Source organism: Acinetobacter sp. 'aerobic (ED)' (genome assembly GCF_904886855.1).
In the GTDB taxonomy this organism is placed as follows: Bacteria; Pseudomonadota; Gammaproteobacteria; order Pseudomonadales; family Moraxellaceae; genus Acinetobacter; species Acinetobacter courvalinii.
Genome location: NZ_CAJHGI010000012.1, coordinates 1 through 16771 on the forward strand (window position 1 = coordinate 1; position 16771 = coordinate 16771).

At 41.0% G+C, this 16771-nt stretch carries 16 protein-coding genes; 8 read left to right on the plus strand and 8 right to left on the minus strand.

What is annotated here, in order from left to right:
* Positions 1–379: 379 nt before the first annotated feature.
* The 4 genes from JO943_RS17690 to JO943_RS17705 all read right to left on the minus strand — a co-directional run bounded on the left by JO943_RS17690 (position 380) and on the right by JO943_RS17705 (position 3989).
* A complete protein-coding gene (locus tag JO943_RS17690) occupies positions 380–937 on the minus strand; it encodes a peptidylprolyl isomerase (RefSeq protein WP_005228214.1) in 558 nt (185 codons plus the stop codon).
* A 142-nt stretch (positions 938–1079) separates the two neighbouring features.
* A complete protein-coding gene (locus JO943_RS17695) occupies positions 1080–2150 on the minus strand; it encodes an alpha/beta hydrolase (RefSeq protein WP_202741427.1) in 1071 nt (356 codons plus the stop codon).
* A 360-nt stretch (positions 2151–2510) separates the two neighbouring features.
* Positions 2511–2747 (minus strand): hypothetical protein, encoded by a 237-nt coding sequence (locus tag JO943_RS17700; RefSeq protein WP_005281513.1) that lies wholly within the window; start codon positions 2745–2747, stop codon positions 2511–2513.
* A 387-nt stretch (positions 2748–3134) separates the two neighbouring features.
* Positions 3135–3989, minus strand: a complete 855-nt coding sequence (locus tag JO943_RS17705; RefSeq protein ID WP_202741428.1) for an MBL fold metallo-hydrolase — start codon at positions 3987–3989, stop codon at positions 3135–3137.
* A gap of 107 nt (positions 3990–4096) precedes the next feature.
* Between JO943_RS17705 and JO943_RS17710 the strand changes: the two genes are divergently transcribed.
* From JO943_RS17710 to JO943_RS17745, 8 genes are all read left to right on the plus strand, one after another.
* A complete protein-coding gene (locus JO943_RS17710) occupies positions 4097–4990 on the plus strand; it encodes a LysR family transcriptional regulator (protein WP_227614508.1) in 894 nt (297 codons plus the stop codon).
* 159 nt (positions 4991–5149) lie between these two features.
* Positions 5150–5695 carry a nucleotide exchange factor GrpE gene (gene grpE / locus JO943_RS17715; protein WP_005228204.1) on the plus strand — a complete coding sequence of 182 codons (546 nt, stop codon included), beginning with the start codon at positions 5150–5152 and terminating at the stop codon, positions 5693–5695.
* A 152-nt stretch (positions 5696–5847) separates the two neighbouring features.
* Positions 5848–7794 carry a molecular chaperone DnaK gene (dnaK, locus tag JO943_RS17720; protein ID WP_009506244.1) on the plus strand — a complete coding sequence of 649 codons (1947 nt, stop codon included), beginning with the start codon at positions 5848–5850 and terminating at the stop codon, positions 7792–7794.
* 193 nt (positions 7795–7987) lie between these two features.
* Positions 7988–8404, plus strand: coding sequence for a hypothetical protein (locus JO943_RS17725; protein ID WP_202741429.1), 417 nt, complete (start codon positions 7988–7990; stop codon positions 8402–8404).
* Positions 8401–9309, plus strand: a complete 909-nt coding sequence (locus tag JO943_RS17730) for a matrixin family metalloprotease (protein WP_202741430.1) — start codon at positions 8401–8403, stop codon at positions 9307–9309. The genes JO943_RS17725 and JO943_RS17730 overlap by 4 nt, the downstream gene beginning before the upstream one ends.
* 390 nt (positions 9310–9699) lie before the next feature.
* A complete protein-coding gene (locus JO943_RS17735; RefSeq protein WP_009506214.1) occupies positions 9700–10611 on the plus strand; it encodes a matrixin family metalloprotease in 912 nt (303 codons plus the stop codon).
* Positions 10612–10995: 384 nt separating this feature from the next.
* Complete coding sequence (locus JO943_RS17740) at positions 10996–11907, plus strand: matrixin family metalloprotease (protein ID WP_202741431.1); 912 nt, start codon at positions 10996–10998, stop codon at positions 11905–11907.
* Between the two features lie 111 nt (positions 11908–12018).
* Entirely contained in the window at positions 12019–12402 is a 384-nt protein-coding gene (locus JO943_RS17745; RefSeq protein ID WP_165569325.1) for a hypothetical protein, read from the plus strand.
* A 45-nt stretch (positions 12403–12447) separates the two neighbouring features.
* On the opposite strand, the gene JO943_RS17750 is transcribed toward JO943_RS17745, so the two are convergent.
* From JO943_RS17750 to JO943_RS17765, 4 genes are all read right to left on the minus strand, one after another.
* Positions 12448–13743: a lytic murein transglycosylase gene (locus JO943_RS17750; RefSeq protein WP_199975467.1), complete on the minus strand. Its 1296-nt coding sequence runs from the start codon at positions 13741–13743 to the stop codon at positions 12448–12450.
* A 599-nt stretch (positions 13744–14342) separates the two neighbouring features.
* Positions 14343–15470, minus strand: coding sequence for a 5-(carboxyamino)imidazole ribonucleotide synthase (locus JO943_RS17755; protein ID WP_265102662.1), 1128 nt, complete (start codon positions 15468–15470; stop codon positions 14343–14345).
* A 109-nt stretch (positions 15471–15579) separates the two neighbouring features.
* Positions 15580–16092 carry a 5-(carboxyamino)imidazole ribonucleotide mutase gene (gene purE, locus JO943_RS17760; RefSeq protein ID WP_005260369.1) on the minus strand — a complete coding sequence of 171 codons (513 nt, stop codon included), beginning with the start codon at positions 16090–16092 and terminating at the stop codon, positions 15580–15582.
* 134 nt (positions 16093–16226) lie between these two features.
* A complete protein-coding gene (locus JO943_RS17765; RefSeq protein ID WP_005186310.1) occupies positions 16227–16580 on the minus strand; it encodes a DMT family protein in 354 nt (117 codons plus the stop codon).
* Between the last annotated feature and the right edge of the window lie 191 nt (positions 16581–16771).

Below are 16771 nucleotides of genomic sequence, written 5' to 3' on the forward strand. Positions count from 1 at the left end.
TACTGACTTAATATTTGCTCAAATAAACTTCGAGAAATTTAAACCAATTAATCAATGAAATATTTTCGATCGATCAACCAGTAAAAATCCACACAAGTTGTTCTTCTATTCTCTTAATGATCTATTTATCGCCTCGTCAGCGATAAATAAAACGCAATAAATATTTAACAACTTAACCGTTAAAGCTAAGTTATTTTTGCTTCATTGCGTCGGGATGTGTGCATTATAGGAGATTTTTTTTAGTGTGCAAGCTTTTTTAAACCCTTGTTTTATTGAGTGTTCTTTTTTTACACACCAATATGTGTGCTATTTAAAAAAATTTCTTATAACTATATAAATTTAAAGCAGAAATATTTTATTCATATTTCTGCTTTGCTTTTTACTTCTTGTTCTTTATCTGAACACTGATAATTTTAACGGGCTGTTTAGGCACATTTTGATGCATTCCGTAGTTACCAGTCGGAACACTCACGATCTTGTCAACAATATCCATGCCCTTAGTAACTTTACCAAAAACGGCGTAGCCTGCATCCATCGCTGATTTGTTTAAAAAGTTATTATCCGCCACATTAATGAAGAACTGACTACTTGCAGAGTTTGGATCACTGGTCCGTGCCATGGCCAAAGTACCCCGGGTATTCTTTAAACCATTACTTGCTTCATTCACAATCGGCGCTTTCGTGCTTTTCTCAACCATGTTGGCTTCTAGGCCACCACCTTGCACCATGAAACCAGGAATCACGCGATGAAAGATTGTGCCTGTATAGAAGTTACTTTTTACGTAGCTTTCAAAGTTCTTTGCTGAAACAGGCGCCTTGTCATCAAATAGCTCAATTTCAATATTCCCCATACTGGTTTTCATATCAACCATGGTATTTGCAAATAAATGACCGCTTGCCAAAATTAAACTTGTTGTCATGAACAACTTTTTCATCATTGCTTTTCTCAGCTTGGAAATAGAGGTGTTGTGGATCTTCATCTTAATTTTGCAAAACTGTTTTTGCTATTTCTATTTGTTACCTGAAACAAAGCGCCGATGTTTCACGTGAAACATCGGCGCTCGGTAATTAACTCGATAATCAACTGTGTTTATCCCAGAACTTTCTAAAGTTCTTCGCTACCTCAATGGTATTACGCTTTGCCTTGCTTGAGACGGGGGTCAAATTGATAAAACCATGGGTTTGATCTGGATAATCGATATATTGGACTTTAACACCATTTTGTCTGAGTTTATGACTATAGATGGCACCTTCATCATGCAGCAGGTCATGACCAGCTGTAATCACATACGCGGGCGCAAGCTTTTTAAGGCTGCCATACGTTGGTGAAATTAATGGATCATCCAGAGCCACATTTTGCTGGGTTGCATAATAGTCTGTCACATAGTCCACATCTTTACTGGTGAGGACCAGACCTTCACCATACGCATAGAAGGAAGGATGTCTGCTTTTAAAGTCAACCACAGGATAAATCAGTAACTGTGCCTGTGGCGCATAAGATTTACCGACGGCGTGTTGAGCCACTACCGTACTGATATTTCCACCGGCACTGTCTCCGGCAACCGCAATACGGTTTTTATAGATTTTCAATTGACGGCGGTTTTGATACACCCATGCCAACGCATCTTCACATGATTTTATCAATAACTGCGGTGAAGCTTCAGGTGCCAGCGGATAATCAATACTTAAAACCTGAACTTTGGCATGCTTGGCAATCAGACGACAGGCTTCATCGTGCGTATCCAGACCGCCAACAACGAAGCCTCCCCCATGATAAAACACCAGCATCGGCAATTTTTTATTGGGCGCCGGATGATAATGGCGGGCGAAGACCGTGCCGCTTTGCAGCGGTAAACGAATATCTTCAACCGATTCAATCGAAGTAGGTTTATTCAAAATCGCCAGCATTTGTGCATCAAACTGACGACGGGAGCTAATCGGATCATCACCGATAAAACCAATACGGCCTTGCTTGATCTGAACGGCCATCAAACACTTGGTAAATGCATCCAGATCTGGATATTGATGAGGATAGCCTAAAAGCTTGGCTAGAGATTCTTGTACAATTTTGGGCAGCTTGTCGAGCGCTCGTGCAGCAGGGCCTTGACCTTTATCTAACAGTGTTTGTATTTTTGGAGGTAATGCTGTCACTTGTTGTCCCCTTCTCTCGCTCTGTCCATCATTGTTGTTGTCTTCGACTATATGCTTTTCTAAAGTCTTAGATCAAGTTCAAGATTTGAAATAAGTCGTACGCTAAAGGGCTATTACTAAAAAGTCATTAACCAGAGTGCTTATTCACAGCTAGTTTTTATGTCAATTCAATGCTGTTTTAAGCGGTAATTGTCAAAACTATAAAACTAGAACTAATCAGTGAGCTCTAGTTTTATATCACTTTAACAGTGTCATTTTTATGAATAAGTCAACTTCGCGTTATGTATAGCAGTACATGAATAAGATTAAATGCGGCATCTGTTGTTCAATCTTATGCGAAGCCAACTTAACAATAAAAAATTATTGCGCGCCAGCGCCTGCTGAGCCTGATACTGAACCTGAAACGTCAGCTGAAGCACCACCTGGTTGAACATCAACTGATGAACCTGCTTCTACACCAACACCACCTTGTACGCCTGCTGGGCTAGCACTTGTTTGAGCTGAACCAGAAGCATCCAAACCAGCTTGAGACGAGCAACCTACAGCTGTTAATGCAACACCAGCTACAACTGCAGAAATCAATGCTAACTTTTTCATTTCGTATTTCCTTTCATTATGACAAAAAGCAAAGTTGTCTTTGCGATGCCTATCATTCACAATTTTTTTCACGGACGTGATGAGGATTAGTTGCAGTTTGTTATGTAAGCCGCATTGTTTTGCAATTTTTCTTAAATCAACTCATTGCTTAATTCACGTATTCTCTCAACCTTCACCAAACGCTAAGCATTTATCAATACAGCACTTTCATCGATTTTTGCTGGCATAGAAAATGAAAAAAGCCGTTATCTTATTTTTTTATAATTCATAGAAACACAGCACAACCGTCCTAAAAGATTACAATTAAGTAATTATGATTAAAAATAAATGTAGCAGATATAAAAAAACCGTGCATTTTCATCACGGTTTTCATTGATTAGCCCATAATTAAGGCCATTTCATCTCGCCTTTGACCACCTTGGCGCCAAGTTCCAGACTACTCGACTCACCCAACGCCGGATACTGCGTTTGCATCTTTTTCACCAGCTCAGCCGAGTTGTTTGTGCTTTTCACAGCTTTCTCATATTGCTTCAAATAATCAATCGAGAAGTTCACCGCATCCAGTCCTTCTGCCGCTCCTGCTTTCATATGCGCAGGGACCACGACTTTCGGGTTGAGGGCTTTAATACTTTCTAAAGCCTGAACCACTTCAGCACGATCTTTGACTGTCGGGGTATCTGCGGTCCACAAATGAATACCCGATGATACCGGAATACCACCAACGACAGCTTTCGCGCTCGGAATCCATAAATAAGTCAGTTCTTTTTTACCTTTAATCTCGATATCCTGATTTTCGAGTTTTAAAGTCTTCGCGCTATAGACTTGTGGCACAAAGATTTTACTTGGCGCATTGGCGCCCATTTTTGGACCCCAGTAGGCAACTTTCAACGCTTGTGTATCCTGAATATGTTTTACTGTTTCAGGAGTCGCAATGATCTGAACATTCGGGAAGTATTGTTTAAATACGTCTAAGCCAAAATAGAAATCTGGATCACCATAACTGACAAAAATGGTTTTTAAGGTCTTACCGCTATCCAAGATGTCGGCAGCAATCCGCAATGCTTCTGATTTAGAAAATTGCGCATTGACCAGTAAAACTTCTTTATCCCCTTCAATTAAAGTTGAAGTCACGCCAAAATGCTCAGGTTGAGCCAGAAAATTCTGGATTTTTAAATCTTGTGCAAATGCAGCAGATGTTGCGGCTAAAGCTGATAAAGCAAGGATGTAAGGTTTGGTATTCATCTTATCGTCTCCAATCTGATAAGGAACACTTTAAATTGCAATTATTGCTGAAGAAACACACTAAACTAAGATAAAATGTTGCATATCTTGCAACAATGATAATAAACATGGATACCTTAAAAGCCATTCAAGTCTTTGTCTGTATTGCGCAGCAAGGCAATCTGAGTAAAGCAGCCGAGCATCTGGATTATTCCAAAGCCATGGTGTCCCGCTATCTGGAACATCTTGAGCAGACATTTTCAACCCGGTTATTTCAACGTAATACCCGTAAAGTTTCGCTCACCCCAGCAGGTGAAAAAGCGCTGGTGTATTGTGAGAATATTTTACAGCAACAACAGTTACTGGAAGGTTTGGCTGCGCCCGAACAACATAATGGCACCATTCGTTTTACCTGTGGTCTGTTTCTGTTTCAGCTTGGTGTCAATGAATGTATTAAACAATTTAAAAAGCGCTATCCCCAGATCCATTTTGATGTGTATTTAACAGAGAATACTGTTGACCTCATCGATGCACATGTCGATCTAGCTTTGCGTATTACCCAAAAAGTGGCTGATGGTTTAATTGCACGACCGGTCTGCCAGATTGAATCGATCTTTTGCGCACATCCCCATTATTTACAAGACCACACTCCCCTGTCGCATCCCAGTCAGCTGATTCAGCATGACTGTATTGCGCATCATACCCATAACCAGTACTGGACCTTGTTTGATACAGATCAGCAACCCCAGAACTATCCATTAAATGTTACGTTTAAAAGCAATGATGTGATTGCGCTTTATCAGATGTGTCTTAAAGCTGAAGGCATTGCCATGCTCCCGAGCTTACTGGTACGCAAGGACATCGCGCAGCAGCGTTTGCAACAGGTATTTACAGATTTTTCTGCACCTGACCTGACCTTGTCGCTGGTCTATGCGTCAAGGCAACATTTACCCAAAATCACCCAAGAATTTATTGCTTTTGTGATTGAAAACCTGAATTTTTACTTAAATCAGCAAAATTAAAAGATTTAAATTGACCTGAACGCTTGAATTTTGTCGGCTTGCCCATACTTCATCCCTATCAATGAATGACCAAGATGTGGCAGTTCGGGTTTAACCCTAAGAGCATTCACGCCAAAAGGACTGTACATGTTTAAGAACTTTTTTCAACGGAGATCATCAATGGCTAATGAGCACAATGAGCAAGCTCAAGACATTCAAAATGAGCAACAGACTGAACAAACTCAAGCTGAAGGTGTAGAGCAGGCAAACGAGCTTAGCGTTGAAGATTTACAAGCGCAAATCACCAAACTTGAAGAAAGCCTGAAATTAGAAAAAGCACGTACTGCCAATGCGGTTTATGAAGCGCAGAAAAGTGTAGAGCGTATTCAACGTGAATCTGAAAAGCATAAAGATACCGTGCTTGAGAAGTTCGCAAAAGAATTGCTCGATTCTGTCGATAACCTCGAGCGTGCAATTCAGGCAGCTGGCGAAGAAGAAACACCGGTACTTGAAGGCGTTAAGCTGACTTTGAAATCATTATTGACTACGCTTGAGAAGTTTGGCGTAGTCGAAGCAGACACCCAAAATGGTTTCAATGCAGATTTACATCAGGCGGTAGGGATTGATCCAAATGCCCAAGCCAACCAAATCGGCACTGTTTTACAGAAAGGCTATACCTTAAATGGTCGCCTACTCCGCCCTGCAATGGTGATGGTGGGCCAATAATCCCGATGGGCAGAGCATTTATTTGCTCAAAAATACAGAATTTTGAGAGTTTTTTGATTTTTTTTCATAAAAATGCTTGAAAAAAACCGATTGACTCTCATATCGAATAACAAGCAAAAACATTGCAACAAAATTTTAGAGGAACACAATCAATGGCAAAAATTATTGGTATTGACTTAGGTACTACCAACTCATGTGTTGCTGTACTTGAAGGCGATAAAGTAAAAGTAATCGAAAACGCTGAAGGCGCACGTACCACTCCATCGATCATTGCCTATAAAGATGGCGAGATCTTGGTGGGTCAAAGCGCGAAACGCCAAGCGGTAACCAACCCGAAAAACACATTATTCGCTATCAAGCGTTTAATCGGTCGTCGTTATGAAGATCAAGCAGTACAAAAAGACATCGGTCTTGTACCTTACAAAATCATCAAAGCTGATAATGGCGATGCTTGGGTTGAAGTTAACGATAAAAAATTGGCACCTCAACAGATCTCTGCTGAAATCTTGAAAAAGATGAAAAAAACTGCAGAAGACTATTTAGGTGAAACAGTTACAGAAGCGGTTATTACTGTTCCTGCTTACTTTAACGATGCGCAACGTCAAGCAACTAAAGATGCGGGTAAAATCGCTGGTTTAGACGTTAAACGTATCATTAACGAACCAACTGCTGCGGCACTTGCGTTCGGTATGGACAAAAAAGAAGGCGACCGTAAAGTTGCAGTTTACGACTTAGGTGGTGGTACTTTTGACGTATCAATCATTGAAATCGCTGACCTTGATGGCGACCAGCAAATTGAAGTGTTATCAACCAATGGTGATACTTTCCTTGGTGGTGAAGACTTTGATAACGCATTAATTGAATTCCTGGTTGAAGAATTCAAAAAAGAACAAAGTGTGAACTTGAAAAATGATCCACTTGCGTTACAACGTTTGAAAGAAGCTGCTGAAAAAGCAAAAATCGAGCTTTCTTCATCGAATGCAACAGAAATCAACCTTCCATACATCACCGCTGATGCAACTGGTCCTAAACACTTAGTGATCAATGTAACGCGTGCAAAACTTGAAGGTTTGGTTGCTGACCTAGTTGCTCGTACGATTGAGCCTTGCCGTATCGCGCTTAAAGATGCAGGTCTTTCGACTTCTGACATCTCTGACGTAATTTTAGTTGGTGGTCAGTCTCGTATGCCACTTGTACAACAAAAAGTACAAGAATTCTTCGGTAAAGAGCCACGTAAAGACGTGAACCCTGACGAAGCAGTTGCGATTGGTGCAGCGATTCAAGGTGCAGTATTGTCTGGTGACAAAACTGACGTGCTTTTATTAGACGTAACACCATTAACTTTAGGTATCGAAACAATGGGCGGCGTATTGACTCCGATCATTGAGAAAAACACCACGATTCCTGCGAAGAAATCACAAGTGTTCTCTACCGCTGCTGACAATCAGCCTGCAGTAGACATTTCGGTTTACCAAGGTGAACGTAAAATGGCTCAACAAAATAAATTGTTGGGTAACTTCCAGTTAGGCGATATCCCACCTGCTCCACGTGGCGTACCGCAAATTGAAGTATCGTTCGACATCAACGCTGACGGTATCTTGAAAGTATCAGCGAAAGATAAGAGCACAGGTAAAGAGCAATCGATCCAGATTAAAGCAAACTCAGGTTTGTCTGATGCTGAAATCGAAGCAATGATCAAAGATGCTGAAGCGAATGCAGAAGAAGACCGTAAGTTTGAAGAACTTGCAAAAGCACGTAACGAAGCTGATGCATTAATTTCAAGCTCGAACAAAGCCGTGAAAGATCTTGGTGATAAAGTCACTGAAGATGAAAAAACAGCTGTAAGCACTGCCGTTTCTGAACTTGAAGCAGCAACTAAAGAAAATGATGTTGAAGACATCAAAGCGAAAACTGAAGCTTTGCAAAACATCTTGATGCCAATTACACAACGTGCTTATGAACAAGCACAAGGTGCAGCTGGCGGCGCAGAAGGTTTTGATCCAAATGCATTCCAAGGTGGCGATGCGGGTCAACAACAAAAAGCGGACGATGGCGTTGTAGATGCTGAGTTCACAGAAGTAAAAGATGACAAAAAATAATTTGTCTCTTTAAAAAAACCGCGCGTAAGCGCGGTTTTTTTATTTTAAATATCTGCTGTTTGAGCCAAATCATAGGCATGCACGTGCTATCAACCGCTTATTTCCCCCCTTCCGCAAACGCTTGCAACAAGTTAAGGAACTGAATTCTTTTTATGTATAATTCAGGCAATTAAAAAATCCTTCAGCGCTAAAAATGAAAAATGATCCTATCCTTAGCAAATCCAAATTTAGACTGTTATTAAGTGCTTCACTGCTTTGTATTGGTTTAGGGACAATCCTGGATGCCTATGATCAACGCTCTATTGCCGTAGCGGAATTGCTGGCAACCGAACCCCAAAACTGGGAAATTCTGCTTTCAAGCCTAGCCGCTATTATTGCCGTTATCATGTTAGCGGGTTTATTTTTCTTTAAGCCATGGGCAAGAACCTTATATCTGTATAGCTATTTCCCCTTTTTACTACTTTATCTTTTGCCCGGTTTTTCCTGGACATTCATATCCGGTCTGGGTGCTATTTTTTATGAAATGGGCAATATTTTCGCGACACTGATCTGGGGAATTCTCCTGCTCCCGAGCCTGTATCAGTCTTTATTCTGCACACCCAAACAATGAAGCATCTCCTCGTTGTTACATTGGCAATGTTTCTGTTCTGGTCGGGTTATCAAACCTACCAACACCCGCAGCTTAAATTTAACTCACTGACCGATCGTATCAGCAAACCCTTTGATACACGGCTTCGCTATCGTATTGCTGAGGTGGATCCACGTTTTAAGCTCAGCCTTGAGCAAGTGCAGGCGATCAGTGAGCAAGCCGCACAGATCTGGAAAGACGGTACAGGACAGGATTATCTGGTTTATGATCCAAAGGCCCAGCTGGCAATACATCTCATTTATGATGAACGTCAAATCGAGAGTGAACAACGTCGGGAACATTTAAGCCAGCTTGAATCCAATCAGCAACGCTGGCAAGAGAAAAAGAAATCCTTAGATCAGATTGAACAGGAAATTCTTCAAAGCCGGCAATTTTTAGGCTTAAAACAGCAACAATTAAATCAGCAAATCCAGGCCTATCAGCAAGCACAGCAACAGGCTCGGCAAAATCCGGCGGTATTCGCCAATCCAGCTGATCTTCAACAGCGACAACAGGCGTTGCAGCAAAATGTACAGTCGCTTAAACAGGAAATTGACCAGTACAATCAGAAGATTCAGCAGCTCAATCAGCAAATAGATGAGCTTAATGCACTGGACCAGCAATTGAATGCATCCGTTGACCACTATAAACAACGTTTTAAGCCACATTTATTCCATAAAGGCCTATTTAATGGCAAACAGATTCTGATTTATGAATTTGAATCTGAGGATGATCTACGTTTAACCCTGGCGCATGAATTCGGCCATGCCTTAGGCCTACAACATACTGATGATCCACATGCATTAATGCATCCGATTATGAAAGATCAGGATAGGGCGCATTTTCGCCTTACTGAAGCAGATTTAAACCTGTTAAAGAACAGATAAGTAGAGTAAATAAAAACCTTCCAGAATGAGCGATCATTCACATTTTGCGCAGAATACGCCTCGACATTAAATGTCACAAAGCAGCAATTTTTTATCAAAAATTAGAAAAAATTGCCAATTTATCAATATTTTACAAAAGTTAACAATCAAGACTTTTATCGCTATTTATACAGCTGTTCCGTGCTTAATAAATTTAATCTTTTGATTCTCTTGGAATTATGAACAAAAAACAGACAAGCTGCTGATTTTACGATAGTGTAAATTATTCGATTTATTTTTTTATTTATTAGAAAAAAATCACACTTTTTAGTTTTATTTATTAAATAGATAGCGTTTTGACCTGAATCCAATACTGCTCAAAAATAAGCCTTATTTAGGGGAGTTTGGCTTATGCGTATTATGAATATGGCGATGCTTGCAGTATATTTCTGTACGCTCTCCCCTCACCTTAGCTATGCGCAGACCAATATCAATCCGGTTAATCCGCATCAGCATCAAACCATCAAAAAAACACTGCATTATCGTATTGCCGATATTGATCCACGCTTTCATTTAAGTCAGCAACAAGTGCTAGAACTGACGCAGCAAGCAGCCAAAATCTGGGAACATGAAACAGGCCAGCAAAATTTTATCTATGATCCAGAGGCGGAATTTAGTATCAATCTGGTTTTTGATGAACGCCAACAACGCAGTACAGATCGCGTGCAGAGCCTGCAACAACTGCAGCAAGACCAGCAACAATGGCATAAACAGAATCAACAATTACAGCAGGTCAAGGCGGATATTCAGCAAAATTCAGCCTTGATTGCCGATAAACAGGCACAACTCAACGCACAATTTCAGCAATATAATCAGGATGCGCAGCGCTTTAACCAGCAGCGCTCTTCTTCAAAAGTTCTGGCGGATCAACTGGCTCAACGACAAATTGCCTTACAGCAGCAAGCTTTAGCTTTGCAACAGGACATTCAGCAACATAATCAACGTAGCCGACAACTTAATCAGGACATTCAGGCTTTAAATCAAGGCAATCAGCAACTGGTGGCTTCTGCCAATCAGTTTAATCAGATCTTTCAGCCCCGTCTGTTCCACAAAGGCCATTTTGATGGCAAACACATCATGATTTATGAATTTTCATCGACACATGATCTACGCTTAACGCTGGCGCATGAGTTTGGGCATGCCTTAGGTTTTGCCCATACCGATGATCCAAGCTCTTTGATGTATCCGATTATTCAACAACAGAACCTGCAAAAGTTCGCATTAACCGATTCTGATAAAGACCTAGTGAAAGCCATGTATTAATTATTCCCTCCCAATTTGGTAACGATTGAGGAACGACTAGACTCATTGTCTACTTTTCAATCAGTTAAATTTTGGCTTTTATGTGAAAAATAAAATAATTTTCAATCCTTTATTTTATGCTTTGCCTAGTTTAGACACGCTCTTTAGATGAGCACACATGAGAAAAGAATAAAAATTAAACAACTGTTCTGATTTTATTTTTTATTCACTTTAACTGCAAACTTGCTCTATTCCGCTATATTTTACTTACTTTTTTCTACATCTGTATTTTTATTCATTTTCTAGAAATATCTTCCCAAATTCTCACTCTTCACTCAATTGATCCATTTGACTCCCTGTTTAAACTGATTAAAATGCGATCTTTTTCAAGCTTTATCTCCCTTTATGCGTTGTTTTTCTCATTTATTGGCTACATGTGTGTTCATGCTGGTCCCAGCGCCAGCTTTTGCCCAAATTTCGTCAAACGCCCCTCAAACACAAATCCGTTATAGCAGCGAGCATCCTCTACGCTACCGGATTGCCGATCTGGATCCACGTCTCAATATCACGCAACAACAAATGATTGAGTTAAGCCAGCAGGCGGCTGCCATCTGGGCAAAAGATACCGGACAACAGTATTTTGTCTATGATCCAGAAGCAGAGTTTGTCATTCATTTGGTATTTGATCAGCGTCAAGTACGCAGCATGAAACGCTCGGAAAATCTGAACCAGCTTGAGCAGGAACAACAGCATTGGTTAGCGCAAAATCAGCAATTACAGCGTCTAAAACAAAGCGTCGCTGACTCCAGGACTCGACTCGAATTACAAAAGTTTGAATATCAAAATAATCAGCAAAAGTATCAGCAGGCCCTGCGAAATCTGAAAGCCTCCGCTCAAAATCAAAAGCAAGTTGCACGACTGCAGCAACAACAACACACCCTGCAACAGCAAGCGAGCGATTTACAGACCAAAATAGCTGAACATAATCAACTGGTCCAACAATTCAATACGCAAACAGAGCAATCGAAACAGCTCTACCAACAATTGACTGAATCCGTAACGGTATTTAACCAGACCTTTAAACCTCAGGTCCTGCATAAAGGTCAGTTTCATGGTCAACAGATTTTTATTTATGAATTTTCATCCATGGATGACTTACGCCTAACACTAGCGCATGAATTTGGGCATGCTTTAGGCCTAAAACATACTCAAGATCCGAAATCCTTAATGTATCCACGCATTAAAGAGCAGAATGCAAAAGATTTTCAGCTGACGGATACCGATCTGGAATTATTGGGTTTTTCTCGAGTGCCTTAATCCCTATAAAATATAGGTGTTTTATCCATTATCGCTTGCTTAGTAACAAGAATGGGTCGATTCTTTGGATTTATTCATGTTATTGTGGATGAAAACATCATCTTTATCTTAATGGAGATCGGCATGAGTTATTATCATATCTTAATTGAAGTGAACGACCACATCAGTACGATTGAGCAGACTCGTGATATCGAATTCTTGAATATTGAAGATATTAGCCCCTTTCTCCATTCCATTTTGATTCCCTATTTCAACGAGCAAGAAGTTGAGCTGGAAGATGAAAATGTCGCCTATGACGAGATTTTACATCTGGAAGTTAAACAGACCTTATTGCCCATCGAACATCTGGTTGAAGAAGAACAAAAGCAACTCCCGAGTGATACAGATGTGACCATTACTGCTTATGAAATTTTTAATGACCGTGATTTAAGTCAGGATGTAACTGCAGTGATTTTCGATATTTTAGAAGCCGTTAAACTCGATCCTGCCCCTTAATATAAAAAAGGTCTGCATATGGCAGACCTTTTTTTAATGCATCAATTATTGCATCATTTGTTTGGCTTGTTCCTGACGGAAAGCGCGTAAAATCTGCTGCCCTGCACGTCCGGTTGGATTTAAGCCTAAACGGGTTTGCTCCTGGCGAATAGCCTGACGGCTTTTATCACCAATCAGTCCATCTACAGTCCCAATATCATAACCGCGTTGTACTAAAAACTGTTGAATTTCACGACGTTCCGCACGTGAAGTACCCGGATCATCGGTTGGCCATGAAGTTAAGAATGGTGTACCACCACGTAAACGATCCGATAAATGGGCAATAGCTAAACCATAGCTTTCCGCCGCGTTATAGCTGTAAATCGCGTCAAAGTTCTTAAATACCAAGAACACTGGACCATTGGCACCCGCTGGAGAAATCAGCCCTGCCGGGGTGCTGCCGGATAAATTACCTTGAATCAATGCGGTACCGTCGGCCCGGGTCACACCTTGGGCAATCCAGCTATTTAACGGCTTTTTATTACGGCGGCTTTCACCAGAAATCGACATGCCTTGCGGAATCTTCACTTCAAAGCCCCATGGCATACCGGTTTGCCACCCTGCCCGTTTTAAGAAGTTTGCTGTTGAAGCCAAAGCATCCGTGGTACTAGAAACCAGATCACGACGACCATCACCATCAAAATCAACCGCTAAACGTTCATAAGTCGATGGCATAAACTGGGTATGACCAAAAGCCCCAGCCCATGAACCGTACAGCTGATCCTGCGTTAAATCACCGCGCTGTAAAATACGCATGGTGGCAAAAAACTCGCCACGGAAATAACTTTGACGGCGACCTTCACAACTTAATGTTCCTAAAGCCTGTAATAAAGGATATTTACCGGAAATATCACCATAATTACTTTCAACTCCCCACACGGCCACAACTGTTTCCGCAGGAACACCATAGGCCTGTTCGACACGGTTCAATACTGCACGGTGCTGATTTAATTTTTGCTGCCCTGCCTGAACGCGCTCGTTATCCACAAGGCCAGACAAATAATCCCAGATCGGTGTCGAAAATTCAGGCTGATAATTTAATTTATCAATCACGGAATAATCCGGGGTTAAATTTTGGGTATAGCGATCATAAGTCGCGCCAGAAACACCGGATGCGATGGCCTGCGAACGCAAATTGGCAATACAGCCCTGAAAATTAGAATTAGGCGTATAATTGCTGGCGACCGCTGCGGTCGTGGCTGGTGTAGAAACGGCTGCACCATTAATCACCAGCTCGGCATGCGCCTGATTGAAAAAAGTAAATAAGGCAGTGCCTAGAAAAAAAGAAAAATGACGTTTCATGACTGAACCAAAACTTTTGAATTTAAATTTCCTCTCCACCTTAACACGCTATATGAAGATGTATAGTTTGGAAACGTAACTTTGAATTCATTTCTCGGTTTTTAAATTTAAAACCCTGCTTTTAAATTCATAATTCAGACTTTATTTTAAATTTAAAAGTTATCAACAAGCCCAATTTAAATTCAAAAATACCATACTGGATAACTTGAGCATTTAAATTTAAAAAACTTATCCACTTTTAAATTCATTTCTTCGATTTAAACAGTACATGATGCGAACAAAACACCCAGAAGACGCTAAGCTTATATTTTTCAGCTTGTTATTCCAGGTAAAATAGATATCCACAGCCCTTGATTTAAATTTAAAAACCCACTCTGGCCTTAACTTTTAAATTTAAATCAGGCGCTCTTTTTTGAATTTAAAATACAGAACAACTTATCCACTGCATATTTAAATTCAAATCACCCCCATAATTTTAAATTCAAAATACCAAAACAAGTTATCCACAACAGCTCAATTTTATTATTTTAAATTTAAAAACAGCGCAGAATGAAAAAAGCGATCCGAAGATCGCTTTTTTTGAGCTATTGTGGATAAATTTAGAGGGTCATATCTGCTGTTAATGCCAATGGTACAGGTAAAATTTGTGCCAATTGGCGGCATAAAGCGGTTAAATCATCTGAATTATTCGGCATCAAGGTAATATGTCCCAGCTTACGACCTGTACGCTCAGACTTATTATAGAGATGTAAATGCGCACCGTTCAGCGCCAAAACATCTTCAGATTTTGGATGCTGACCAATAATATTGATCATCACCGTTGGACGAATCACTTCAGTTGAGCCCAAAGGTAAACCGGCAACCGCACGAATATGGTTCTCAAATTGCGAGCAAATCGCACCTTCAATCGACCAGTGACCTGAATTATGTACACGACATGCCATTTCATTGGCATAGAGACCTTGCTCGGTTACAAACAATTCAAGTGTAAGCACGCCGACATAATTCAAGTGGTTTAACAAACGGGTAATATAATCTTGTGCCACGGGCTGTAAATCAACGCTATTTGGCGCTGGTACAATCGAATGGGACAAGATGCCGTTATGATGATGGTTTTCTGCCAGCGCCCAGGTTTTCACATCGCCGTTTTGTCCACGCACCGCAATAATCGAGACTTCACGGCTGAATTTAACAAAGCTTTCAGCGATCAGGCTTTTTGCAGGGCCAAGTTCAGCCCAAGCCGTGTCGATCTGATCTTCAGTACGTAATACGAACTGGCCTTTACCATCATAGCCACCTGTCACGGTTTTTAAGACTATCGGTAAGCCAAGATCAACAACCGCCTGTTTTAAGCTCTCTAAACTATCCACAGCACGATACGGCGCAACAGGAATGTTGAGCTCATCAAACAAACTTTTCTCGGCCAAGCGGTTTTGTGCAGTCGCTAACGCAAGGCGAGGCGGGTGCAGGGTTTTGCTTTGGGTTAAAACATCTACATCCGCAACAGGCGTATTTTCAAATTCAAGACTAAATACATCCGCACTGGCAATGAAATCTTGCAAGCCTTGCGGATTTTGGCTAGAAAATACCGGACCTAAAATTGCGGCAGGGCAATCCGTTTCTGCCTCAAAGAAGGTGCATTGAATATTCAGTGGCAATGCCGCTTGCGCCATCATACGTCCAAGCTGTCCGCCACCAAAAATACCGATGGTTTTATTCATATCTATAACTCTTTTGCTCGGGCAAAGCCTTAAAGCGATGCTTTAAGTTTGCTTATCCTCTTACTCGGACAAAGTCCTTGCCTTGCATTCGGGCAAAGCGTTGCTTTGCTTATCCTCACTCATGACCAGGAATGTTATTGCTCGATACTTTTTCTGTTTGTGCCGTACGGAAATCCGCTACATTTTTAGCGATGTCTGGACGGGTTAAGCCTAAAATCTGCGCTGCCATAATCGCTGCATTGGTTGCGCCAGCCTGACCAATCGCCAAAGTACCCACCGCAATACCTGCTGGCATTTGCACGATTGAAAGCAGTGAATCTACACCATTTAAAATCGATGATTTAACCGGTACGCCCAGTACAGGTAAATCGGTTTTAGCCGCACACATCCCCGGTAAATGTGCAGCCCCACCAGCGCCCGCAATAATCACCTGAATACCACGATCACGAGCTGTTTCAGCATATTCAAACAAACGATCCGGGGTACGGTGCGCAGAAACCACTTCAGCTTCAAAAGGAACACCCAACTGTTTGAGCATGTTAGCGGTATGTTCAAGTGTTGCCCAATCTGATTGAGAACCCATGATAATTCCGACTAAAGGTTGGCTATCTGTTGCGACCGCATTCATTGGCTTTTCCAAAACATGATAAAAATAGAGAAGTATCTCGACTTACGCCAAGCACGAAGGAATAAATTGGCAAATATTATAGCGGTTTTTTCAAGCATCCCCAACAAAAGAACGCGTGAACTGCTTCACGAAAATTAGCTCTGGTTTCGAAATACAAAATAGACGCACCCCATTAAACACAGCATTGCCCAGATATAGTCCAGCTTAAACGGCTGTTTAAATACAAAAATCATAAAAGGCACAAACACCATTAATGTCACCACCTCTTGGGTAATCTTCATTTCTCCCAGACTCCAGCCATGCTGGTTGAGCAACTTGGTGGCAGGAATCATAAAACTGTATTCCAGCAGGGCAATACACCAGCTAAACAGGATCGCTTGCCAGATCGGTGCATCATGCAGGATTTTCAGATGTCCATACCATGCCAACGTCATAAAACAGTTGGAAATAATCAACAAACATAACGCTAAAAGAGTAGGGCTCAACATAATGTGCTGGTATCCAGATCAAGGGTGAATCGCAGAAAAGATATGCTTGTAAAAACCCTGAAATTTTAGCATTCATCTGCATAATTAGAACTAAACAACAACAACGAATTTTGACTATCTTTTCCATGCAAGCCTTGCTATCGTTGCGTTTGATTTTTATTGATAACGACAATCATACATACGATATCAGT